18 protein-coding genes are annotated in these 21,039 nt (G+C 69.9%); 9 read left to right on the top strand and 9 right to left on the bottom strand.

Annotated features, from left to right (window positions below; genetic code table 11):
- Position 1: 1 nt before the first annotated feature.
- From B140_RS0103275 to B140_RS0103260, 4 genes are all read left to right on the top strand, one after another.
- Positions 2–826 (top strand): exodeoxyribonuclease III, encoded by an 825-nt coding sequence (locus tag B140_RS0103275; RefSeq protein WP_026165944.1) that lies wholly within the window; start codon positions 2–4, stop codon positions 824–826.
- 56 nt (positions 827–882) lie between these two features.
- Positions 883–2,343, top strand: a complete 1,461-nt coding sequence (gene cls / locus B140_RS0103270) for a cardiolipin synthase (protein ID WP_040425953.1) — start codon at positions 883–885, stop codon at positions 2,341–2,343.
- Positions 2,344–2,821: 478 nt separating this feature from the next.
- Entirely contained in the window at positions 2,822–3,274 is a 453-nt protein-coding gene (locus B140_RS12915) for a CAP domain-containing protein (RefSeq protein WP_018117923.1), read from the top strand.
- Between the two features lie 147 nt (positions 3,275–3,421).
- A complete protein-coding gene (locus B140_RS0103260; RefSeq protein WP_018117922.1) occupies positions 3,422–4,657 on the top strand; it encodes a Na/Pi symporter in 1,236 nt (411 codons plus the stop codon).
- 58 nt (positions 4,658–4,715) lie between these two features.
- On the opposite strand, the gene B140_RS0103255 is transcribed toward B140_RS0103260, so the two are convergent.
- Genes B140_RS0103255 through B140_RS0103245 form a run of 3 tightly spaced genes read right to left on the bottom strand, consistent with a single transcriptional unit; the run spans position 4,716 to position 6,922 of the window.
- Entirely contained in the window at positions 4,716–5,477 is a 762-nt protein-coding gene (locus B140_RS0103255; RefSeq protein ID WP_018117921.1) for an ABC transporter permease, read from the bottom strand.
- A 3-nt stretch (positions 5,478–5,480) separates the two neighbouring features.
- Complete coding sequence (locus tag B140_RS0103250; protein ID WP_026165942.1) at positions 5,481–6,419, bottom strand: ABC transporter ATP-binding protein; 939 nt, start codon at positions 6,417–6,419, stop codon at positions 5,481–5,483.
- Entirely contained in the window at positions 6,416–6,922 is a 507-nt protein-coding gene (locus tag B140_RS0103245; protein ID WP_018117919.1) for an NUDIX domain-containing protein, read from the bottom strand. The genes B140_RS0103250 and B140_RS0103245 overlap by 4 nt, the downstream gene beginning before the upstream one ends.
- A 54-nt stretch (positions 6,923–6,976) precedes the next feature.
- Between B140_RS0103245 and B140_RS0103240 the strand changes: the two genes are divergently transcribed.
- The 4 genes from B140_RS0103240 to B140_RS0103225 all read left to right on the top strand — a co-directional run bounded on the left by B140_RS0103240 (position 6,977) and on the right by B140_RS0103225 (position 13,314).
- Positions 6,977–8,491 (top strand): hypothetical protein, encoded by a 1,515-nt coding sequence (locus B140_RS0103240; RefSeq protein ID WP_040425890.1) that lies wholly within the window; start codon positions 6,977–6,979, stop codon positions 8,489–8,491.
- Entirely contained in the window at positions 8,488–9,558 is a 1,071-nt protein-coding gene (locus B140_RS0103235) for a glutamate ABC transporter substrate-binding protein (RefSeq protein ID WP_018117917.1), read from the top strand. Before B140_RS0103240 ends, B140_RS0103235 begins: the two co-directional genes overlap by 4 nt.
- A complete protein-coding gene (locus B140_RS0103230; RefSeq protein WP_018117916.1) occupies positions 9,551–11,995 on the top strand; it encodes a serine/threonine protein kinase in 2,445 nt (814 codons plus the stop codon). Before B140_RS0103235 ends, B140_RS0103230 begins: the two co-directional genes overlap by 8 nt.
- A gap of 83 nt (positions 11,996–12,078) precedes the next feature.
- On the top strand, positions 12,079–13,314 hold the full coding sequence (locus B140_RS0103225) for an AAA family ATPase (RefSeq protein WP_026165939.1): 1,236 nt from the start codon (positions 12,079–12,081) through the stop codon (positions 13,312–13,314).
- 50 nt (positions 13,315–13,364) lie between these two features.
- On the opposite strand, the gene B140_RS0103220 is transcribed toward B140_RS0103225, so the two are convergent.
- The 4 genes from B140_RS0103220 to pta form a co-directional block, all read right to left on the bottom strand.
- Positions 13,365–13,904, bottom strand: a complete 540-nt coding sequence (locus tag B140_RS0103220; protein ID WP_156801636.1) for a hypothetical protein — start codon at positions 13,902–13,904, stop codon at positions 13,365–13,367.
- A gap of 17 nt (positions 13,905–13,921) precedes the next feature.
- The gene (locus B140_RS0103215) at positions 13,922–15,280 is read right to left on the bottom strand and encodes an NHL repeat-containing protein (RefSeq protein WP_026165938.1); all 1,359 of its coding nucleotides are present in this window, start codon (positions 15,278–15,280) and stop codon (positions 13,922–13,924) included.
- A 108-nt stretch (positions 15,281–15,388) separates the two neighbouring features.
- Positions 15,389–16,582 (bottom strand): acetate kinase, encoded by a 1,194-nt coding sequence (locus B140_RS0103210; RefSeq protein WP_018117912.1) that lies wholly within the window; start codon positions 16,580–16,582, stop codon positions 15,389–15,391.
- Entirely contained in the window at positions 16,582–17,991 is a 1,410-nt protein-coding gene (gene pta, locus B140_RS0103205; RefSeq protein WP_018117911.1) for a phosphate acetyltransferase, read from the bottom strand. Before pta ends, B140_RS0103210 begins: the two co-directional genes overlap by 1 nt.
- 275 nt (positions 17,992–18,266) lie before the next feature.
- Between pta and B140_RS0103200 the strand changes: the two genes are divergently transcribed.
- Positions 18,267–19,634 carry an FAD-dependent oxidoreductase gene (locus tag B140_RS0103200; protein WP_018117910.1) on the top strand — a complete coding sequence of 456 codons (1,368 nt, stop codon included), beginning with the start codon at positions 18,267–18,269 and terminating at the stop codon, positions 19,632–19,634.
- 10 nt (positions 19,635–19,644) lie between these two features.
- Here B140_RS0103200 and bsaP read toward each other — a convergent pair whose 3' ends face one another.
- Both bsaP and bioB read right to left on the bottom strand, forming a co-directional pair.
- The gene (bsaP, locus tag B140_RS11790) at positions 19,645–19,941 is read right to left on the bottom strand and encodes a biotin synthase auxiliary protein BsaP (RefSeq protein ID WP_018117909.1); all 297 of its coding nucleotides are present in this window, start codon (positions 19,939–19,941) and stop codon (positions 19,645–19,647) included.
- Between the two features lie 17 nt (positions 19,942–19,958).
- A complete protein-coding gene (gene bioB / locus B140_RS0103190; RefSeq protein WP_018117908.1) occupies positions 19,959–20,954 on the bottom strand; it encodes a biotin synthase BioB in 996 nt (331 codons plus the stop codon).
- Positions 20,955–21,039 lie beyond the last annotated feature (85 nt).

The following is a 21,039-nucleotide window of genomic DNA, read 5'->3' as shown; positions in this document are numbered from 1 at the left end:
CATGCGCATAGCCACCTGGAACGTGAACTCGGCGCGCACGCGCGCGGACAGAATGGCGGACTTTCTGCGCCGCCACGAGGTCGATGTGCTGGCCGTGCAGGAGACCAAGTGCTCCGACGAGAAGTTCCCCTACGCCCGCTTCGAGGAGATGGGCTACCAGGTAGCGCACGTGGGCTACCACCAGTGGAACGGGGTGGCCCTCCTCTCCCGCGTGGGGCTAAAGGACGTGCGCACCCACTTTTCCCACCAGCCCGGCTTTGCCAAGGACCCCGCCGCCGAGCAGGCCCGCGAGGCCCGCGCCGTGGGGGCCACCTGCGGCGGGGTTCGGGTGTGGAGCCTGTACGTGCCCAACGGCCGCGAGATCGCGGACCGCCACTACGACTACAAGCTGCGCTGGCTGTGGACGCTGCGCGACCAGGTGGCCGAGCACCTCGCGGCGGACCCCGGGGCCCGGCTGCTGCTCATGGGGGACTTCAACATCGCCCCGCGCGACGAGGACGTGTGGGACGTCGGCTTCTTCGAGGGCCGCACCCACGTCACCGAGCCGGAGCGCGCCGCCTTCCAGGCCCTCGAGGAGGCCGGGCTGCGCGAGGTCACGCGGCAGTTCACGGAGCAGACCCGCTACACCTACTGGGACTACACCGCCGGGCGCTTTGGCAAGAACGAGGGCATGAGGATCGACTTCCAGCTCGCCAGCGGCGCGCTGGCGGACTGCGCCGCCTCGGGATTCGTGGACGTGGAGGAGCGCTCCGGCAAGGGCGCCTCGGACCACGCCCCCGTGGTGGTGGATTACCGCCTGGGCCCGGACTTTGACAGCGTGCGCTGAGGAAACCTGCGGTGCCGAGCGTGTTCTCCTTCAACATCAACCTGGACACCTGGCAGATGATCGGCCTGGTGGTGGACTACACCATCAAGATCATCGCCATCGGCTACGTGCCCGAGGGGCGCCGCCCCAGCTCGTCCACCGCCTGGCTCCTGGTGATCCTGCTCCTGCCCGTGGTGGGCCTGCCCCTGTTCCTGCTGATGGGCAGCCCCTACATCAACCGCAGGCGCCACCGCATCCAGCAGGAGGCCAACGCGATGATCGAGGACATCCAGGAGCAGGCCCCGGACTATCCCCCCGGCGTGACGCTCTCCCCCGAGATCACCTCGCTGGTGCGGCTCAACCGCACACTCACCAACTTCCCCGCCGTGCCCGCCATCAACGCGGGGCTCCACGCGGACTACGAGGACACGCTGCGCCGCATGGCGCAGGCCATCGACGCCGCGCGGGACCACGTCCACGTGGAGATCTACATCATGGCGTGGGACGAGACCACGGACGTGTTCTTCCGTGCCCTGGAGCGCGCCGTGGCGCGCGGGGTGCAGGTGCGCCTGCTCTTTGACCACGTGGGCAGCCACAAGTACCCCGGTTACCGGAGGCTCGGGCGCAGGCTCGACGCCATCGGGGTGGAGTGGCAGCTCATGCTCCCCCTGCAGCCCTGGCGCGGCAGGTTCCGACGCCCCGACCTGCGCAACCACCGCAAGATCGTGGTGGTGGACGGCACGGTGGGGTTCATGGGCTCCCAGAACGCCATCGCGCGCTCCTACCTGATGCGCAAGAACAGAAGGAAGAACCTGCAGTGGATCGACGTCATGGTGGAGCTTGAGGGGCCCATCGTGGATTCGCTGGAGATGATCTTTGCCGTGGACTGGTACCTGGAGTCCAGGGAGGACCTTCAGCTCAGCAGCGCCCCGCACCCGGCCACCCCGTCCGCGCTCTCCTCCTCGGCCACCAACGTGGCCCAGGTGCTCCCCTCCGGCCCCGGGTACACCACCGAGCCGAACCTGCGGATGTTCACCTCCATCGTGCACCACGCCAAGGAGCGGCTGATCCTGTGCAGCCCCTACTTCATCCCGGACGAGTCCCTGCTCTCCGCCGTGACCACCGCCTGCTACCGGGGAGTGCGGGTGGAGCTGCTGGTCTCCGAGGAGGCCGATCAATTCATGGTGCACCACGCCCAGTCCAGCTACTACCAGGCGCTCCTGGAGGCCGGGGTGCACATCTACCAGTTCCCCGCCCCTTACGTTTTGCACACCAAGTACCTCCTGGCCGATCCGGACGCCCCGGACGGCGACCCCATCGCGGTGCTGGGCTCCTCCAACATGGACATGCGCAGCTTTGGCCTCAACTACGAGGTCTCCCTCATGGTGGTGCGTGGCAACCTCATCTCACAGCTCAACGAGCTCACGGCGGCCTACCAATCGGTGTCCACCGAGCTGACCCTGCGCAGGTGGAACCAGCGCGGCTTTGTGCGCCGCTACGTGGATAACGTCATGCGGCTAACCTCCGCGCTGCAGTAAAAAATCCGCCAGCCGGGCCGCCGCACACCCTCAGCCGACATCCGATCTGCCATTCCACCAGCCAGTATTAACGTCAGACAATAGGTTCAGACATAGAACATCAGACATCCAACCAATAAATCCCTGGTCACGATGGAAAAAGGGGTCCGGGCCGCCAAAAAAGGTATAGCATTTTCACGCACCTTAAAAAGTGTGCAGGATCACATAAATATACCTTCGTACCGACGTCGGTTGACCGATCTCCGCCCTTTAGCGCGGTCGCCGGACGTACGATGTTTACCACATGAGACATGTACTGGCATTTTCCGGGGAGGTCGCACCTCCGACATCCGCCAAGCTGGACCTTTTTAGATAATTTTGACCTATTATCACGATAGGTAATATCTCATACCATAGGAGGGAAAGTCGCGCTTCCTCCCCCGGCTCCATAATGTGGGTTTCAGCAAAGCAACGAAGCAAAAAACGAAAGGCCCACAGGATGTTCTCCCTGCGCACCACCATGAAGTCCGTCTCCACCGCAGCGCTCGCCGCCACCGTGATGATCGCCCCCGCACAGGCCGCCCACGCCTTCAACTGCGCCGATTACCACGTGGCAAATGTGGTTAACGCCACTAACGAGTACCGCACCTCCAACGGGCTCGACAAGGTGAACTGCGACGACGAGCTGACCGCGGAGTCCCAGGAGTGGGCCGAGACGATGCGCAAAGCGGACGACGGCAAGGGCGACCACACCTTCCACGACGAGAGCACCCACGCCGCCGAGAACGTGGCCTGGGGCAACGGCAAGCGCACCCCGCAGTGGGCCGCCGACCAGTGGTACAACTCCCCTGGGCACCGCGCCAACATGCTGGACCCCGAAGCCAGCATGATCGGCGTGGGCTGGGTCGAGGACAGTAAGAAGGGCACCTACGCCGTGCAGCGATTCTGGTAGCACCAGCCAGCGCGACTTAAAAACAGCGCCCCGCACCACGCGGGGCGCTGTTTTTATGCGATTACTAGCCGCCCGAGGTAACTGATAGGTTACTGATAGGAAAATATCGGGCAAACTCCCATCCCCTAGTGCTTAGCAGGAGGTGCCGTGGCAACCTGGACCGCCAGCCCTGGCACCGCCTCCACCGCCCTCGGCACCCAGCACTACATGAACCCCAAGGTCATCGCGGAGCACGACGACGTGGTCCTGCTCTCCACCGCGGGCAAGCTCCTGCGCTGCGCCGGAGTGGCCACCGCCGTCCTCGCCCTACTGCTGGGCATCTACTTTGTGGTAGACGGCATCTACGGCATGAGCGCCGGGTACACCGGCCGCATCTTCCAGGCCGCCTCGGCCCCGCTCATCGGCCTCATCATCGGCGTCCTGGCCTCCGCGCTCCTGCAATCCTCCTCCACCACCACGGCCCTCACCGTCGCCGCCGTGGGCACCGGCGCCATCGGCGTTCCCGTGGCCATTCCCCTCATCCTGGGGTCCAACATCGGCACCACGCTCACGGCCCTCGTGGCGTCGTTTAGCTACGTCCGCCACCCGGAGGCCTTCCGGCAGGCGCTCACCACCGCGTTCCTGCACCCCTGGTTCAACGCCCTGATGGTGGCCATCGTCTTCCCCCTGGAGCTGGCGCTGCACCCCCTGCAGTCCCTCTCCCAGTCCATCGCCCGCCTGGCCCTCCACCCCGGCGACCACGCCCCCACCGGGGACATCGTGATGCCGGGCCCGCTCTACCCGCTCATCCAGGCCCTCGGCACCCAGGGGCTCATCGGGCGCATGGCTCCCTCCGTGGCGGGCTTCCTCTGCGCCGTCATCGGGGCGCTGCTCATCTTCCTCGGACTGCGCGCCATGCGGCTGCTGCTGCGCTCGCTCTTCGCCGCCACCACGCTCAGCGCCCTCGAGCGCACCGTGGGCGGCTCCACCGCCGCCGGGGTCGCCACCGGGGCGGTGGGCACGGCGGTGATCCAGTCCTCCACCGTGGCCATCGTCTCCCTACTCCCCTTCGCCGCCACCCGCACCCTCACGCAGCGCGAGGGCCTCGCCCTCATCCTGGGCGCCAACGTGGGCACCACGGTGGGCGCGCTGCTGGCGTTCTGGGCGCTGCCGGATAGCACCCTGAGCGTGTTTGCCCTCCAGGCCGCCCTCGTGCACGTGATCTTCAACGTGCTCGGCGCGCTGCTCGTGCTCCTGATCCCGGGGGCACAGCGGGGCCTCCTGCGGCTGGCCTCGCTGAGCGCAGCCGCGACCAGCCGACGCCCGCTGGGCGTGCTCGCCGCCCTCACCGCGGCCTACCTGGGGCTCCCGGCCCTCATCCTGGCGCTCGTGGTGGCGCTTTAGGTCGCAGGCGCGGGCCCCTTAGCCGGTTCCTCGGGCGCCGCAGGACCGCCGCGCACCCCTACGCATCCCGCCGGGAGAAAGCCAGGGACCCCAACCCCCAGATCGCCACGGCCCACAGCGCAAAGTAGGCCCCGGAGGCCAGGGGCCCGCCCCAGCCGGACACGGCCTCCTGCGTCACAAAGGCATAGAAGTGCTGGCTGGGGAGGTACTCCTGCACCGCAGCCCCTATTCGGGGCGCGAAGGAGATCGCGGACTCCACCACCCAGACCCAGGCCAGCAGCGCCACCACAGTTCCCGCGGTGTTGCGCACCAGCATGGCCACGCCCTGGGCCAGGGCCACCAGCAGCGCGATCCCCAGCGGCAGCGTCCAATACATCCACTGGGCCTCGGGATCGCCAAAGAACTCCACGGGGGAGAACCCCGGGAGAAGCGCCCCCGCGATCAGGTAGGCCAGGGTCATGGCCACGAGCGTGAGCGCCACGGCGTGCGCGGCGTACACCAGCAGCTTGGCCACCGCCACCGCGAGCCTGCGCGGGGTGGCCAGCAGCGTGGTGGCCTGTAGCCCGTAGCGGTACTCCGTGGTCACCGTCATGGTGGCCTGCACGATCACCAGCACGGGAGCCACCCCAACGAGCCCGCCCAGCACCGAGGCCGGGGTGACCATCCCGGTCAAGCCCTCGTCCAGGTTGCGGGTGACGATCCCCATCAGCAGGGGGGCCGCCAGGGCTGCGAGGAGGAAAAACACGCTCGTCCACCACAGCGAGGCGGTGGTGCGCAGCTTGAGGTACTCCGCGCGGCAGGCGTTGATCAGCGTAGTCATTGGTTACCTCTCCTCCGCTCCGCCGGTGCGGTACTGCACGGCCGCCCCGGTGCTGTCCATAAAGGCGTCCTCCAGCGAGGCCGTCTGCTCCGCCAGCTCCGCGAGCTGCACCCCGGCCGCGAAGGCGATGCGCCCCACCTCGTCGGTGTCGGCCTGTTGCACCGTCAGGCGGGCGCGCCCCTCGGGGTCCGTGCCGCGCGTCACCGGGTGCAGGGCCGCGCGCAGCGCGCCCTCCAGCGCCTCCAGGCCCTCCGGGCGGGCGGCGCGCACCAGCACCGAGGAGCCCGCGTGCTCGCGCACGAAGTCCGCCGTGGGGGTGTCCGCGATCAGCCTCCCCTGTCCGATCACCACCAGGTGATCGGCGGTGAGCGCCATCTCGGAGAGCAGGTGCGAGCTGACCAGCACGCTGCGGCCCTGGGCGGCAAAGGCGCGCAGGAAGGTGCGCACCCAGCGGATGCCCTCGGGGTCGAGGCCATTGACGGGCTCGTCCAGGATGAGCGTGTGCGGGTCGCCCAGCAGCGCGGCGGCCAGGCCCAGGCGCTGCCCCATGCCCAGGGAGAACCCCCCGGCCTTCTTCCCGGCCACGTTGCTCAGCCCCACCACGCCCAGCACCTCGTCCACGCGGGAGCGGGGGATGGCGTTGGCCGCGGCGATCCAGCGCAGGTGGCTGGCGGCGGACCTGTTCGGGTGCACCGCCTTGGCGTCGAGGAGCGCGCCCACCTGCCGCAGCGGGTGCTCCAACTCCGCGTAGGGGCGGCCGTCGATGGTGGCGCTGCCCGCGCTGGGCCTATCCAGGCCCAGGATCATGCGCATGGTGGTGGACTTGCCCGCGCCGTTGGGCCCCAGGAACCCCGTGATCGCCCCCGGGCGCACGGAGAAGCTGAGGTCGTCCACGGCCAGCGTGGCACCGTACTTCTTTGTCAATCCCCTGACTTCAATCACATACCTAAGCGTGCCACAAGTTCCCGCCGCAGGCAGGGCCAGGACCGCGCGAAGGCGGGCAGCAGCGGCAGGGACGCCACCTCCTCGACGCCCACCCACCGCAGCTCCAGGGACTCCTCGTTGGCGCGGCAGTCCAGGGCCTCGCCGGTGGCGGTCTCCGCGAGCACCGTGGTGTAAGTCCACTGCCCGGCCAGCTCGGGGCGCGTCGGGTCGGCGGGAAAGGGGCCCGCCGTGCGGCGCTCCCCCAGCACGCGCACCGAGGCGGCGTCGATCGCCGTCTCCTCCCGCGCCTCGCGCAGGGCCGCCTCGGCGGCGCTCTCCCCGGAGTCCCGCGCCCCTCCCGGCAGCGCCCAGGTGCCGCCGTGGTGCGTCCACGGGGCGCGGTGCTGCATGAGCACGGAGCGGTCCCGGCGCGCCACCAGCAGCAGGCCCGCCGCCCCGAACCTGCCCCACAGGGTGCCGCCGCGCGGCCCCGCCGCCCATCCGTTGCCATCGCCGTTCATGCCTTTCCAGCCTAGTGCTAGCCAGAGCACGGGTGGTCGCGTTATCCTAAAGAAATGACTGGTGATGAGGGACACTCCCCCAAGGGAAACCTACGCCAGCGGTTACGCCACCCGTGGGAGCACACCCGGGTGCGGCGAAAGGCCCCCCTGCTCAACGCCTCCGAGCTTCCGCACGACACGGAGGACCACTGGCTGGATCGGGTGGAGGAGGAGGACTCCGCCCCGCGCAGCTCCCTCAAGACGCTGTGGGTCACCGCCTCCTCCGGGCCGCTGTACCGGGTGCGGGTGATCTGGCGCTTCGTCTCCACCACCCCGGGCAAGATGGTCACCCTGACGATCATCCTGGCCACCGCGCTCTTCGCCGCCGGTTACTCCATGAGCGACTCCTCCGCGGCCCGGCAGCGGTCCCTCACGGAGATGCTCGATACCACCGAGCCCACCAGCTACGCGGCGCACAATCTCTATACGTCGCTGTCCCTGGCGGACACGATGGCCACCACCGGCATGGTGCAGTCCGGGGTGGTGCCGGAGGAATCCTTAAGCGTGTACTACCAGGCGCTCGACCGCGCCTCCCAGGCCGCCTCCGAGGTGGCGGCGGGCATCGGGGACGCGGACTCCGCCGCCTCGGAGCTGATCGCCCGGGTGCAGCGCCAGCTCCCGGTGTACGCGGGGCTGGTGGAGACCTCGCGGGCCAACAACCGGCAGGGCAACCCCGTGAGCGTGTCCTACATGGCGGCCGCCTCCTCCCTCATGCGCAACGAGATCCTGGAGGACGCCTCGGCCCTCTTCGATCACACCAGCCACAGCGTCTCCGCGCAGCAGTACCAGGCCATGCGGCCCCAGTGGGTGCCGCTGTCCGGGCTCCTCGCGGCGGTGATCTTCCTGCTCATCGCCCAGTGGTGGCTGTGGCGCATCACGCGCCGCCGCCTCAACAAGGGGTTCCTTGCGGCCACGGGCATGATGCTGGTGGCGATCCTGTGGGTCTCCGGCTCCAACTTTGCCACCTGGCAGGCCGGCAACCGCAGCTTCGAGCGGGCCGCGCTGCCCTGGGACTCGCTGACCACCTCGCGCATCCTCGCCCAGCAGGCGCGCACCACGGAGACGCTGGCGCTGGTGCGCCGCCAGAGCATCGAGGCCACGAACAGCTCCTTCGAGGAGACCACCCGGGCGCTAAGCTCCGCGCTCGACGACGTCGAGCGGGCGCACTCCGAGGGCAAGGCCCCCGCGCCCGAGGCGCTGGGCGAGGCGCGCGCGGCGCTGCGGCAGTGGGAGGAGGCCCACGAGGACCTGGTGGCGGCCCTGCGCTCGGGGGAGTTCTCCACCGCCATGCACCTGACCACGGACGTGTCCGCGCAGGGGCCGCAGGACCGCACCACGGCGGAGGCCTTCGCCAGCCTCGACGGCGCGCTGAGCGACCTGATCTCGCAGTCCCGCTCCACCATGCGCTCCTTCATCCGCGACGGCCTCGGCGCCACCGCGCTGGTGTCCCTGGCGGTGCTCCTGCTCGCCTTGAGCTCCGTGGTGGCCGTGGTGCTGGGCATCCGTCCCCGCCTCCAGGAGTACCTATGATCCCGCCCCGCACGTTCCGCCCGCCCCGCCCCGGCGCCGCACCGGGGGCGTCGAGAACGCTGCGCGCGCTGGCCGCGCTGGGGGCCGCCGCGCTGCTGGCCTCGTGCTCGTCCCCGCTGGCGGAGCGCGCCATGCGCCACCAGCCGCAGCAGCAGGACAGCGCCCCCGCCGCCGCGCTCACCTACGGCCCGCCGCTGCCCGCGGGGGCGGTGCTGGAGCGCCCGGGCGAGCAGCGGGCCGAGCCCGGCGAGAGCTACAGCGCGGCGGGCTCCCTGCGCCCCGACGCCGCCACGGCGAAGGAGCGCGTGCCGGAGATCCTCGAGCGCGGGCGCCTGGTGGTGGGCGTGGATCAGTCCCTCTACCGCATCAGCTACCGCGACCCCGGCACCGGGGACCTGCGCGGCTTCGAGGTGGACCTGGCGCGCGAGATAGCCCGGGACATCTTTGGCGACCCCGCCAGGGTGGAGTTCCGCTTCATGGAGTCCGCCGATAGCCTGGACTCCCTGAACAAGGGCGCCGTGGACGCGGTGATCCGCACCATGAGCATCACCGAGGAGCGCCAGCAGACGGTAGCCTTTTCCACCCCGTACCTCACCACGGACAAGCGGCTGCTGGTCACCACCGGCTCGGGCGTGGAGTCCCTCGACGACCTCGGCGGGCGCACCGTGTGCGTGGCGGACGGCTCCACGGGGCTGCGCGAGACCCGCGCCCAGGCCCCGGACTCCTCCATCCTCAAGACCCGAAGCTGGTCCGATTGCCTGGTGGCGCTGCAGCAGCACCAGGCGGAGGCCATCCTGGCGGACGACGCCCTGCTTTCCGGCATCGCCGCCCAGGACCAGTTCACCCGCATCGTGGGCCCCTCCCTCTCCGAGGAGCACTACGGGGTGGCGATGGCGCGCCCGGAGGAGGGCGGCAGCCCCGGGCTGGTGCGCCAGGTGAACTCCACCCTGGAGCGCATCCGCTCGGACGGCACCTGGTGGCGGATGTACGACGCCTGGTTCGGCCCCTACCTGCGCAGCGCCGGGCCGCCGCCGCTGCAATACCGCGAGGAGGAAGCCGATGAGTGAGCGCGAGGAGTACCCCCGCGAGGACGTCCCCCGCGACGACGAGGCCCACCTGTACGAGGAGGAGCCCACCGGCGCGGAGCACAGCGCGGAGGCCACCGACCCCGAGGGCCCCGCCACGGAGGCCGTGCCCTTTGACCCCTTCGCGGACGAGGACGAGGAGCCCGCCACCGCCGCCGTGCCCTTCGATCCCTTTGCCGACGACGAGGACACCGAGGGAGCCGAGATCGGGGGCATCGCCGCCCTGATCGACGACATGGGCTCGCTGCGCGACGCCGCCGCCCGGATGGACGCCTCGGAGCGGGCACGGCGGGAGGCCCTGAGCACGTTCCGGCGCCGCCGCGCCGAGCGGCGCACCGACCGCACCGTGGCCGACGGCATGGTCACCCTGCCGTTTATCAACCTCGTCCCCCCGGAGCAGGCGCTGCGCGACCCCGCCGAGAAGAAGGTGGCGCAGCCGCAGCTCTCCCGTGGGGACATCGTGGCGGAACAGTACGAGGTGCTCGGCGTCATCGCCCACGGCGGCATGGGGTGGATCTACCTCGCGGAGGACCGCAACGTCTCCGAGCGCCTGGTGGTGCTCAAGGGCATGCAGGCGGAGAAGGAGGCGCACGACGCCGGCGCGGCGGAGGCCGAGCGCGAGTTCCTGGCGGACATCACCCACCCCGGCATCGTGAAGATCTTTAACTTCATCGACGATCCCCGGGTGCCCGGGGGGTTCATCGTCATGGAGTACGTGGGCGGGCCCAGCCTGCGCGACCGCATGCGCTCCTACCCCAGCGGCAGGCTGCCCATCGACGTCGCCATCGCCTACATCCTGGAGATCCTCCCCGCCCTGGAATACCTGCACTCCCGGGGAGTGGTGTACAACGACCTCAAGCCGGAGAACATCATCGCCACCGAGGACCAGGTCAAGCTCATCGACCTGGGCGCGGTCTCCGGCATCGAGGCCTACGGGTACATCTACGGCACGCGCGGCTACCAGGCCCCGGAGGTTCCCACCCGAGGCCCCAGCGTGGCCAGCGACATCTACACCGTGGGCCGCACGCTGGCCGCCCTCACGCTTGCCATGCCCACCACCGACGGCGCCTTGGACCCGGGCATCCCCTCCCCCACCGACGAGCCGCAGCTTCGCCGCTACCTGAGCTTTTACCGGCTGCTGGTGCGCGCCACCAACCCGAACCCGGAGGAGCGCTTCGGCAGCCTCGCCGCGCTGCGCAGCCAGCTCTACGGGGTGCTGCGCGAGGTCATCGCGCTGCGCGATAACCGGCAGTTCCCCTCCCAGCACTCCCTGTTCTCCCCGCAGCGCCGCACCTTTGGCACCAAGCACCTGGTGTTCCGCACCGACCAGCTCATCGACGGCATCGACCGCACCGTGCGCATCACCTCCGGGGAGGTCATGCAGGCGCTGCCGGTGCCCCTGGTGGACCGGGACGACGTGGGCGCGGGCATGCTCTCCGGGTTCTCCTACACCGAGCCGGAGGAGGCCCTGGAGACGCTGCACCAGGCGATGAACACCCCGGAGTACGAGAAGTCCGCCGAGATCCCCTTCGGGGTGGTGCGCGCCATGCTCGACCTCGGCTTTACCGGGCAGGCCCGGTCCTGGCTCTCCTCCCTGGAATACCGCCTGGGGCACGACTGGCGCTACCAGTGGTACTCCGCCACCACCTACCTGCTCATGGAGGACTACCGGCAGGCCCAGCAGCACTTCTACAACGTGCTGCGCATCCTGCCCGGCGAGGCTGCCCCCAAGCTCGCCCTGGCCGCCGTGGACGAGCTCATCCTCCAGGACCTCGGCTACACAGACCAGACCCTCCTGCCCGAGGAGGCCGCCCGGGCCATCACCTCCTCCGGCTCGAACTTTGAGGAGCTGGCCAGGGACTTCTTCGCCCGCATCGCCCGGGACTGGACGCACCTGACCCAGGACCCCCTGCTGCTGCGTTTCCACGCCATCCGCCTGTACAGCCTGGTGTGGGTGACCAACCCCGCCACGGTCTCCTCCGCCTTCGGCCTGGCCCGCCAGCTCATGGCGGAAAACCAGCTCGAACTGGCCGTGCAGGCCCTAGACAAGGTGCCCCAGGCGTCCCGGCACCACCGCATGGCGCAGCTGACCAACATCCTGCAGTTCATCTCCGGCGACCTCAGCGAATCCCGCATCCGCCGGGCCGCGCGCCGCCTGGAGGAGATCCCCACCAACGAGCCGCGCTTTCTCCAAATCAAGACGGCCGTGCTCTCCGCCGGACTGAGGTTCCTGCGGGAGTCCGGGCTACGCGGGGCGGCCTCCCCCAACGACCTCTTCGACTACCCCTTTACCCAGCGCGGGCTGCGCTACGCCCTGGCCGACGCCCTGCGCCGCCAGGCCCGCAACGCCCCCTTCCCCCGGCACCGCTACGACCTGGTGGACATGGCCAACCAGGTGCGCCCGGTGACGTGGTTCTAGCCGCGTTCTCGCCGCCTGCTCGCCGCGCGGTACGGCGTTGTTAAATTTAACAACGGCTCATATCGCTGTTAAATTTAACAAGCATGAGAGGCGTGACCGACTCGCCGTTTAGCCCGGGCTCGGACGTTGTCCCCACAATTTGGGCCGGACGCGATCAGGAGATCAACGATTGGACCCGCATCGTGCGCCCGCGCCGCATCGCCGGGCTCTCCGAGCGCGGGCGCACCATCCTCGGAGAGCCGGGCGTGGGAAAATCCTCCCTGGTCAACCTCATATCGAGGGAGGCGAGGAAACAGGGCGACTGGGTCACCGACCAGCTCCGCATACCTCCCTCCACGGACGCCCTGAAGCGGGTGGCCAAGGCGCTGCTCACCATCGCGGACCAGGCGGGGCTTTCCACCAGGGTGGAAAAGGGCCTGGCGTCCCTGCTCGATCGCGTGCGCAGCATCGCCGTGCTTGGCGTCTCCGTGTCCCTCTCCCACCCCGAGGGCGAGGACGCCTACGTCGCGCTCACCGACCTCCTGGTGGAAATCGGGCGCGTGGCCATCGAGAGAAACGTGATGGTGCTCATCTGCATCGACGAGATCCAGAACATCACCGACGAGGCGATCCTCTCGCAGCTCCTCATCTCCCTGGGCGACGCCCTGACTAAGGAGGTGACGGTCTCGGCTCCGGGCAACCGCGAGATCACTCGATACCTTCCCATCGCGGTGTATCTTTCCGGCCTCCCGGACTTCGAGAGAATGGCGCGCTCCCAGAAGGGCGCAACCTTCACCCGCCGGTTCAAGTCAACGCTGCTCAGCTCGGTCACCACCTCGGAGATGGAGCAGGCCCTCGCTCCCCTCGTCAACCAGGGATGGGAGGTAGGCGACGGGGAGGGCGGAGTGAAAAGCGTGTACATGGATCAGGATGCCCGCGACGCGATCATCGACCTCAGCAAGGGGGAGCCTTTCCTCTTCCAGCTCGCCGGCGATTCCGCATGGCGTGCCGGAAGCACCGATACCATCACGCGCGAGGACGTGCTGGCGGGGTGGCAGGCCGTCCGCGACGAGGCGGAGTCCCACGTGGCCAATATCCTCGATCGGCTCCCCGAGCAGGAGCGGCTGCTCGTCGAGGTCATGGGAGAACTCGACCCCGCAGAACGCACCCTCAGCACCATCGCGCACACCGCCGGGATAAGCCCCTCCTCGAAATTAGGAACGGCGGCGCAGCGGCTTGACATAGTCCGCGGCATCATCAGGCGGGGCAGACCCTATACCTTTCACAACCAGGCGGTGGAGGCCTATCTCACCACCGAGTGGCCGAGGGAGACCACCTAGGCCCACGCGAATCCGAAGGCACCGGAAGGCCCCTCATCGGTGCCCGCCCCTCAGCCCTCCACCAGCACCTCGGGGGACTGTACCTCGTGGTAGGGCTCCTCGCTGAGTACCAGGCTGGCGAACACCTGCACCCGGTCCGCGCCCGCCCCGCTGCTGCCCAGGCCGCCCGCCCCGCCGCCGGTCCACAGCAGCGGTACCTCCGCGCTGCCGCCCGGGGCCACCTCCTCCGGGAGCGCCACCGCCCAGCGGCCCTCGCCCGGCTGGCCGGAGGACCGCTCGGGCTCCCAGGCCGCCGCCGCGCCCACGAGCCCCGCGCCGTCGAGAACGCGCGCCGCGAAGTACAGCTCCGTGCCCTCTTCCACGGCGGCGTCGGTGCCGTTGTGCAGCCGCAGCAGGGTGAGCACCCCGCCCTCGGCGGTGGGCTCGGCGGCGAGTTCCAGCCGCAGCCCGCCCGCAGCCGCACCCGCCGCGCCGGATTCCTCGGCCGCCGTCGCCACGCCCCTGCCCGCGCTGCCCACGCCGGGCACCACGGTGACCGCCCCCACGGCCACGGCGAGGGAGCCGATCTTCAAAAAGCTCCGTCGATCCATCTGCCTCTCCTTATTCCTTAGGCCGCCGAGATCCGAATCACGCCGCCGATGGTGCCCTGCCACCACACCTCGCCGGGGCTGATGGTTCCCACCATCTGGAGGGTGTCCACGCCAAAGACCGTCACCAGGCCGGGCAGCTCCTGCTCATAGACGGTCTCCCCGGTGGCGGCGTCGATGGCCACGGCGTGCACCTTCACGCCGTTGCCCAGCACGCCGGGGCGGCGCTCGCAGGTGTACACCAGGCCGTCCGGGCAGGAAAGCCGGGGCACGGCGGCGGAGTAGACGTCGTCACGCTTCCACACGTTGACCAGGCCGGAATCGGTCACGTCCCAGCGCTCCAGGCCCGGCGCGAAGGGCGCCTCCTTAGGCACGGACTCCCCGGCGTTCTCCGGGTAGCGCGGGTAGGGGTAGCCGTAGGTGGAGGCCCCGATGACGGTGGAGCCCACGCCGATCATGGAGTTCTCCGTGCCGGAGGCGCCGGGGGTAAACAGCCCTGCCTCGCCCACCTTCTCGCCGGTGGCGGTGCGGTAGACGATGAGCTTTTCCTGCTCGTCGGCGTTGTCGCTGAGCATGAGGTAGTCGCTGCCGCCGGGGCCAAAGAAGGTGGGGGAGGCCCCGGAGCCCCAGGCGAGCTGCCCCGGCTTGCGGGCGGAGCCGGCGTCGTACTCCCGACGCCACACCACCTGCGGGGCCTGCCCCGGCTGGGCGTCCAGGAGGTAGATGGCCCGGGAGGTAATCACGCTCACGCCCTCGGGGGCCGCGGAGATGGAGTTATCGATGCGCTCGTCCTCCCCGAGGGTTATGGCGTGGAGGCTGTGGGTGGACTCGTCGATCACGGCCACCTGCCCCTGCCCGGAGGCCACCCACACGCGGCCGCGCCAGTCCGGCACCAGGCCCACCACCTGGTCACCCTCGCGGCGGCCCAGGAATCGGGTGAGGTCCAGGCGCTCCTCCACCCACAGGCTGCCGCCCGTGGGGTCGTGGGCGATGCGCATGAGCGTGTTGGTGCCGTCCACGAGCACCATGCGGTCCGAGGAGTCCAGGAAGGCATACACGCCGCCGAGCAGCGCGCCCTTGGCGATCTCCAGCTCCCCCAGCACGGCGCCGCTGGCGGGGTCGAGCACCACCACCTTGGGGCGCAGGAAGGTCAGCCCGGAGCCGATGCGCTGCGTCATGAGCACCTGCACCAGGCCGTCGGCGCCGCACAGCACGGTGGGGCAGGCTCCGCCGAGGTCCACCGTGGAGACCTTCCAGGGGCGCGCCCCCGGCCCCGGCAGCGGGGTGGCGTCCGAGGATTGCGCGTCGGAGTGCATGGTGCCCATTCCCGGGGCCGCGAGGTGCGGGGATGGTTGCGGTGTGTAGGCGAGGTCTGCCACGGTGCGAGGCTCCTGGGGGTGGGGAACGATGTGCCCGCCCAGGATAACGCCTCCCCACCGCTCGTGCTATCGACGCCGCCCCTCCCGCCGCGCCGCTCGCCCCTCACCCTAGGCGAAGGCCACGGCGTAGCGCGCGATGGCCAGCTCCTCGTTGGTGGGCACCACGAACACCTTGATCGCGGAGTCCTCCGTGGAGATCTCCCTGGCCCCCTCGTTGGGCCGGGCGTTGCGCTCCGGGTCCACCTTGATCCCGTAGGCCTCCAGCCCGGCGAGGGCGTCGGCGCGCACGGCGGCGTCGTTCTCCCCCACCCCGGCGGTGAAGGTGATGGCGTTCACGCGCCCCAGGGCGATCATGTAGGAGCCGATGTACCTGCGTAGCTGGTGGATGTAGATGTTGTAGGCCAGCCAGGCGTCCTCGTCCTCCGCCTCGATCATGGAGCGCAGGGCGCGGAAGTCGTTGACCCCGGAGAGACCCTTGACGCCGGACTGCTTGTTCAGGAGCTGGTCGATCTCGTCGATGCTCATGCCCGCCTGCCGGTGCAGGTGGAACACGATGCCTGGGTCGATGTCTCCCGAGCGCGTGCCCATCGCCAGCCCGGCCAGCGGGGTCAGCCCCATCGAGGTGTCCACCGCGCGCCCTCCCCGGATGGCGGCCGCCGAGGCGCCGTTGCCCAGGTGCAGGGTGATCTGGTTGACGGCCTCGGCGGGCAGCCCCAGCAGCTCGGGCACCTGCTGGGAGACGTACTCGTGGCTGGTGCCGTGGAAGCCGTAGCGGCGCACGCCGTTGTCCAGGGCCACGTCCTTGTTGATGGCGTACAGCGCGGCGGCGGGCGGCAGGGTGTGGAAGAAGCCGGTATCGAACACCGCCACGTGGGGGATGTCCGGGAGCAGGGCGCGGGCCACCTCGATGCCGTCCACGTTGGCCGGGTTGTGCAGGGGTGCCAGGGGGATGAGGTCGCGGATCATCCCCACGATCTCGTCCGTAATCAGCTCCGGGGCGGAAAAGAGGATGCCGCCGTGAACCACGCGGTGCCCCACGGCGATCACCTCCACCTGGGTGGGGCCGCAGCCGTGCTCGTCCATGAGGGCGAACACGCGCTTAAGGCCGGTGGAGTGGTCCGGTATCTCCTCCTCCACCTCGTGCTTGTTCCCCTGGTGCTTCAGGGTGATCCTGCCGGAGGGCTCCCCGATCTGCTCCACCAGGCCGCTGACAAAGGGCGGCTGCGTGGCCCCGTTGGCGGGGTCCACGAGCTGGAACTTGATGGAGGAGGAGCCGGAGTTGAGCACAAGTGCAAAGGACATTATTTTCCTCCCGCCTGGATGGCCGTGATGGCCACGGTGTTCACGATGTCCGCCACGGTGGCCCCGCGCGAAAGGTCGTTGATGGGCTTGTTCAGCCCCTGCAGGATCGGCCCCACCGCCAGCGCGCCGGCGGTGCGCTGGGCGGTCTTGTAGGCGATGTTGCCGGCCTCCAGGTCGGGGAACACGAAGACGTTGGCCCGGCCCGCCACCGGGGAGTCTGGCATCTTCTTCGCCGCCACGGAGGCGTCCACGGCGGCGTCGAACTGCAGCGGCCCGTCCACCTTGAGCTGCGGCGCCTGGGCGCGGGCGCGCTCGGTGGCGGACACGGCGCGGTCCACGTCGGGGCCGCTGCCGGAGGTGCCGGTGGAGTAGGAGAGCACCGCCACCCGGGGGTCGATGCCGAACTGCGCGGCCGTCTCCGCCGAGACCACGGCGATCTCACCGAGCTGCTCGGCGGTGGGGTTGGGGTTGACCGCGCAGTCGCCGAAGGCCCAGAGGCGCCCCGGCATCACCATGAGGAAGATGGAGGACACCACGGAGGCGCCGGGGGCGGTCTTGATGATCTGGAAGGCGGGCTTGATGGTGTGGGCGGTGGTGTGGGCCGCGCCGGAGACCATGCCGTCCGCCTGCCCGGTGTGCACCATCATGGTGGCAAAGTAGGAGATGTCGCGCATCGTCTCGCGGGCCTGCTCCAGGGTCACCCCCTTGGCCTTGCGCAACTGCGCGAACTGCTCCGCGAACTCCTCGGCGCGCGGGTCGTTCTCGTGATCCACCAGCGTGGCCGCCGAAAGATCCAGGCCCAGCGCCTCGGCGCGGGCGGCGATCTCCTCCGGCTTGCCCAGGATGGTCAGCTCCGCCACCTCGCGGGCCAGCAGGGCGTGCGCGGCCTGGAGGATGCGGTCATCCTCCCCCTCCGGCAGCACGATGCGGGCCTTGGCCGCGGCCGCCTTGTCCAGCAACCAGGACTCAAAGACCTCGGGGGACATGACGGGCTGCGCGCTGGCGGTGATCTCCCCCAGCGCCCGCAGCTCCCGAGCCGTGCCCGAGGCCGCCACCACGGCGCCCGCGTCCTTCATCTGCGCCACGGCGAGGTCCACGCGCGCGGGGGAAGCGGCGGAGGTTGCGGAGGCTGCGGAGTCCGAGGAACCGCCGACGAGCGCCAGCAACGGCACGCCGAGGGCGGCGGCCACCTGGGCGTCAAAGAGGTGGTTGCCGGTGCCGAGCAGCAGCGCCTCGCCCTGGCTCAGGGGCGCACTGGCGAGCACCCCGGCCACCGTGGGGGCGGCGTCGGCAGTGTCGGCGGACACCGGCAGGAGGCGCAGGCCGAGGTCGCGCGCCCAGGATTCCTCGTCCACCCCCTCGAAGATGCAATTGATTGCGGTCAGCAGGAAGGAACGAGAATGCGCCATGGACGACCTTTCTTGCGGAGCGGATTATTTTCACCCGCGCACCAACAGCGTTGACCCGCCCGATTTTACCGGCTCTGCACCCTCGATACGAGGAAATGACGGGGTGAAATGCCCCCGTACCCCCGCCGCTGGCCACCCCGCGCGGAACCTGCGGAAAACCCACGGCCGGACCCCGGCGACCACGCGGCAACCCCGCGCCCTTCCCGCCCCCGATCCCGCTCAGTAGACTATGCCGAGTTAGGTATCTGCTCTCGGAATAGATAAGGAACAGCCACATGTCCCGTCCCCTTCGCGTTGCCGTGGTGGGCGCCGGCCCCGCCGGCATTTACGCCTCCGATCTGCTGGTGAAGTCCGATCAGGACGTGCAGATCGACCTCTACGAGCGGATGCCCGCGCCCTTTGGCCTCATCCGCTACGGCGTGGCCCCCGATCATCCGCGCATCAAGGGCATCGTGAAGTCCCTGCACAACGTGCTGGACAAGCCCGAGATTCGCCTGCTGGGCAACGTCGAGGTGGGCAAGGACGTCACCGTGGAGGAGCTGCAGGAGTACTACGACGCCGTGGTGTTCTCCACCGGCGCCACCGGCGACCGCGACCTCCCCATCCCCGGCTCCGACCTCCCCGAGTCCTACGGCGCGGGGCAGTTCGTGGGCTTTTACGACGGCAACCCGGACTTTAGCCGCGACTGGAACCTCACGGCCCCCTCCGTGGCGGTGGTGGGCGTGGGCAACGTGGGCCTGGACATCGCCCGCGTGCTGGCCAAGACCGGCGACGAGCTGCACGTCACCGAGATCCCGGACAACGTCTTTGACGGCCTGTCCGCCAACGCCGCCCAGGAGGTGCACGTGTTTGGCCGCCGGGGCCCCGCCCAGGCCAAGTTCACCCCCCTGGAGCTCAAGGAGCTGGACCACTCCCCCACCATCGAGGTCATCGTCAACCCGGAGGACATCGACTACGACGCCGCCTCCGAGGAGGCCCGCCGCGCCTCCAAGTCCACCGACCTGGTGTGCCAGACCCTGGAGCAGTACGCCATGCGCGATCCCAAGGGCGCGCCGCACAAGCTCTACATCCACTTCTTTGAGTCCCCCGTGGAGATCATCGGGGAGGACGGCCACGTGGCGGCCATCAAGACGGAGCGCACCGAGCTGGACGGCAACGGCGGGGTGCGCGGCACCGGAAAGTTCACCACCTGGCCCGTGCAGGCGGTGTACCGCGCCGTGGGCTACCGCTCCGACGAGGTGGCCGGGGTGCCCTTCGACGCCGCCAAGGCCGTGATCCCCAACGACGGCGGCCACGTGCTCGACGCCCCCGGGGGCTCCCCAGTGCCCGGCCTGTACGCCACCGGCTGGATCAAGCGCGGCCCGGTGGGGCTGATCGGCAACACCAAGTCCGACGCCAAGGAGACCATCGAGATGCTGCTGGCGGACTACTCCGCCGGTTCCCTCGAGGCCCCCGAGGCGGAGAAGGCCACCCCGGAGGCCGCCCTGGACTTCCTCGAGGACAAGGGCATCGCGGTGACCACCTGGGAGGGCTGGCACCGCCTGGACGCCGCCGAGCGCGCCCTGGGCGAGGCCGAGGGCCGCGAGCGCAAGAAGATCGTGGAGTGGGAGGAGATGGTCCGCCACGCCGGGCCGCAGGCATAGGCATAACCCCTCAGCGCTCCAGCCAGCGGGACTCCACCGCGCCGTGCCGCGAGCAGCGCGCACGCCACCCGTGGGGGAGGATCTGCACCACCATGCGCCGCCCGCAGATCTGGCAGTAGCGCGGCGCCTCGAGCCCCGCGCGCGCCCCCGGCGAGGGCGGTCCGCCGGTGCCGGGCCGGGCGCCCGTGTAGGGATCAAAGGCGGGAGCCTCCCCGGCGAGGATAGCGGCGGCGAGTTCCTCGGCCTCGTCTCCCGCGCCGCTCGGCCCGCCGCGATGCGGCGCGCGCCGCGCGCCCGTTGCCTCCATGTCCTCTACACCGTCCCCTACACCGCCGAGTTCAGGGCCTTGATGGGCAGTTGTATCCGCTCCATCATGTCCAGGTCCTCCTCCATCGGGCGGCCCAGGGTGGTCAGGTAGTTGCCCACGATCATGGCGTTGATCCCGCCCAGCAGTCCCCGCTCCGCGCCGCCGGCCCCGAGGGTGAGTTCCCGCCCTCCGGCAAAGCGCAGGGTGGTGCGCGGCATGGCGAGGCGGAAGGCCCCCACCGCGCGCAGGGCGTCGCGGGAGTCCATCACCGGGTAGTGGGCAAAGGGGGTGCCGGGGCGGGGGTCGAGGAAGTTCATGGGCACCTCGGCGGGCTCCACCTCGGCGAGCTGCTCCGCGAACTCCGCGCGCTGCTCCAGGGTCTCCCCCATGCCCAGGATGCCGCCGGAGCACACCTCCATCCCCACCCCGCGCACCAGGTCCAGCGTGGCGCGGCGCTCCTCCCAGGTGTGGGTGGTCACCACCCGGGGGAAGAAGCTGCGGGCGGTCTCGAGGTTGTGGTTGTAGCGGTGTATCCCGGCGCGCGCGAGCCGACGCGCCTGCGCGGCGTCGAGCGTGCCCACCGAGGCCGCCACCTGGATGTCCACCTCCGCGCGGATGGCCACCACCGCGCTTTCTAGCTGCCCCATCAGGCGCTCGTCCGGCCCCTTGAGCGCCGCGACGATGCAGAACTCCGTGGCCCCGGTCTTGGCGGTGTGCTTGGCGGATTCCACGAGGGCGTCGATGTCCAGCCACGCGGAGCGCACGGGGGAGGCGAACATGCCCGACTGGGAGCAGAAGTGGCAGTCCTCGGGGCAGCCGCCGGTCTTGAGCGAGACGATGCCCTCGATCTCCACCTCCTCCCCGCACCAGCGCAGCCGCGTCTCGTGGGCCAGCTCCAGCAGGGCGGGGATCTCTCCGTCCGGCAGGCGCAGCACACCCAGCAGCTCCTCCCGGCTCAGCCCCTCCCCGTCCCCCAGGGCCTTCGCTCGGGCAAGGTCAAGAACGTGCGGCATGGGTGCTCCTTCGGTGCGGGCGGGTGTAACACCCCCAGCCTATTAAACGGCGTTCAATTCCGCCGCCCCGCGCTCCCCCTTCCAG

Origin of the sequence: Corynebacterium mastitidis DSM 44356, assembly GCF_000375365.1 — a bacterium.
In the GTDB taxonomy this organism is placed as follows: domain Bacteria; phylum Actinomycetota; class Actinomycetes; order Mycobacteriales; family Mycobacteriaceae; genus Corynebacterium; species Corynebacterium mastitidis.
The sequence above is the reverse complement of the archived record's forward strand: the minus strand, read 5'-3'. Positions and strand labels throughout refer to the sequence as shown.

Excerpts from the sequence above, each read along its gene's own strand:
- B140_RS0103275 (WP_026165944.1), top strand. The coding sequence starts at position 2 with ATGCGCATAGCCACCTGGAACGTGAACTCGGCGCGCACGCGCGCGGAC.
- cls (WP_040425953.1), top strand. The coding sequence starts at position 883 with ATGATCGGCCTGGTGGTGGACTACACCATCAAGATCATCGCCATCGGC.
- B140_RS12915 (WP_018117923.1), top strand. The coding sequence starts at position 2,822 with ATGTTCTCCCTGCGCACCACCATGAAGTCCGTCTCCACCGCAGCGCTC.
- B140_RS0103255 (WP_018117921.1), bottom strand. The coding sequence starts at position 5,477 with ATGACTACGCTGATCAACGCCTGCCGCGCGGAGTACCTCAAGCTGCGC.
- B140_RS0103245 (WP_018117919.1), bottom strand. The coding sequence starts at position 6,922 with ATGAACGGCGATGGCAACGGATGGGCGGCGGGGCCGCGCGGCGGCACC.
- B140_RS0103240 (WP_040425890.1), top strand. The coding sequence starts at position 6,977 with ATGACTGGTGATGAGGGACACTCCCCCAAGGGAAACCTACGCCAGCGG.
- B140_RS0103235 (WP_018117917.1), top strand. The coding sequence starts at position 8,488 with ATGATCCCGCCCCGCACGTTCCGCCCGCCCCGCCCCGGCGCCGCACCG.
- B140_RS0103230 (WP_018117916.1), top strand. The coding sequence starts at position 9,551 with ATGAGTGAGCGCGAGGAGTACCCCCGCGAGGACGTCCCCCGCGACGAC.
- B140_RS0103225 (WP_026165939.1), top strand. The coding sequence starts at position 12,079 with ATGAGAGGCGTGACCGACTCGCCGTTTAGCCCGGGCTCGGACGTTGTC.
- B140_RS0103220 (WP_156801636.1), bottom strand. The coding sequence starts at position 13,904 with ATGGATCGACGGAGCTTTTTGAAGATCGGCTCCCTCGCCGTGGCCGTG.
- B140_RS0103210 (WP_018117912.1), bottom strand. The coding sequence starts at position 16,582 with ATGTCCTTTGCACTTGTGCTCAACTCCGGCTCCTCCTCCATCAAGTTC.
- pta (WP_018117911.1), bottom strand. The coding sequence starts at position 17,991 with ATGGCGCATTCTCGTTCCTTCCTGCTGACCGCAATCAATTGCATCTTC.
- B140_RS0103200 (WP_018117910.1), top strand. The coding sequence starts at position 18,267 with ATGTCCCGTCCCCTTCGCGTTGCCGTGGTGGGCGCCGGCCCCGCCGGC.
- bsaP (WP_018117909.1), bottom strand. The coding sequence starts at position 19,941 with ATGGAGGCAACGGGCGCGCGGCGCGCGCCGCATCGCGGCGGGCCGAGC.
- bioB (WP_018117908.1), bottom strand. The coding sequence starts at position 20,954 with ATGCCGCACGTTCTTGACCTTGCCCGAGCGAAGGCCCTGGGGGACGGG.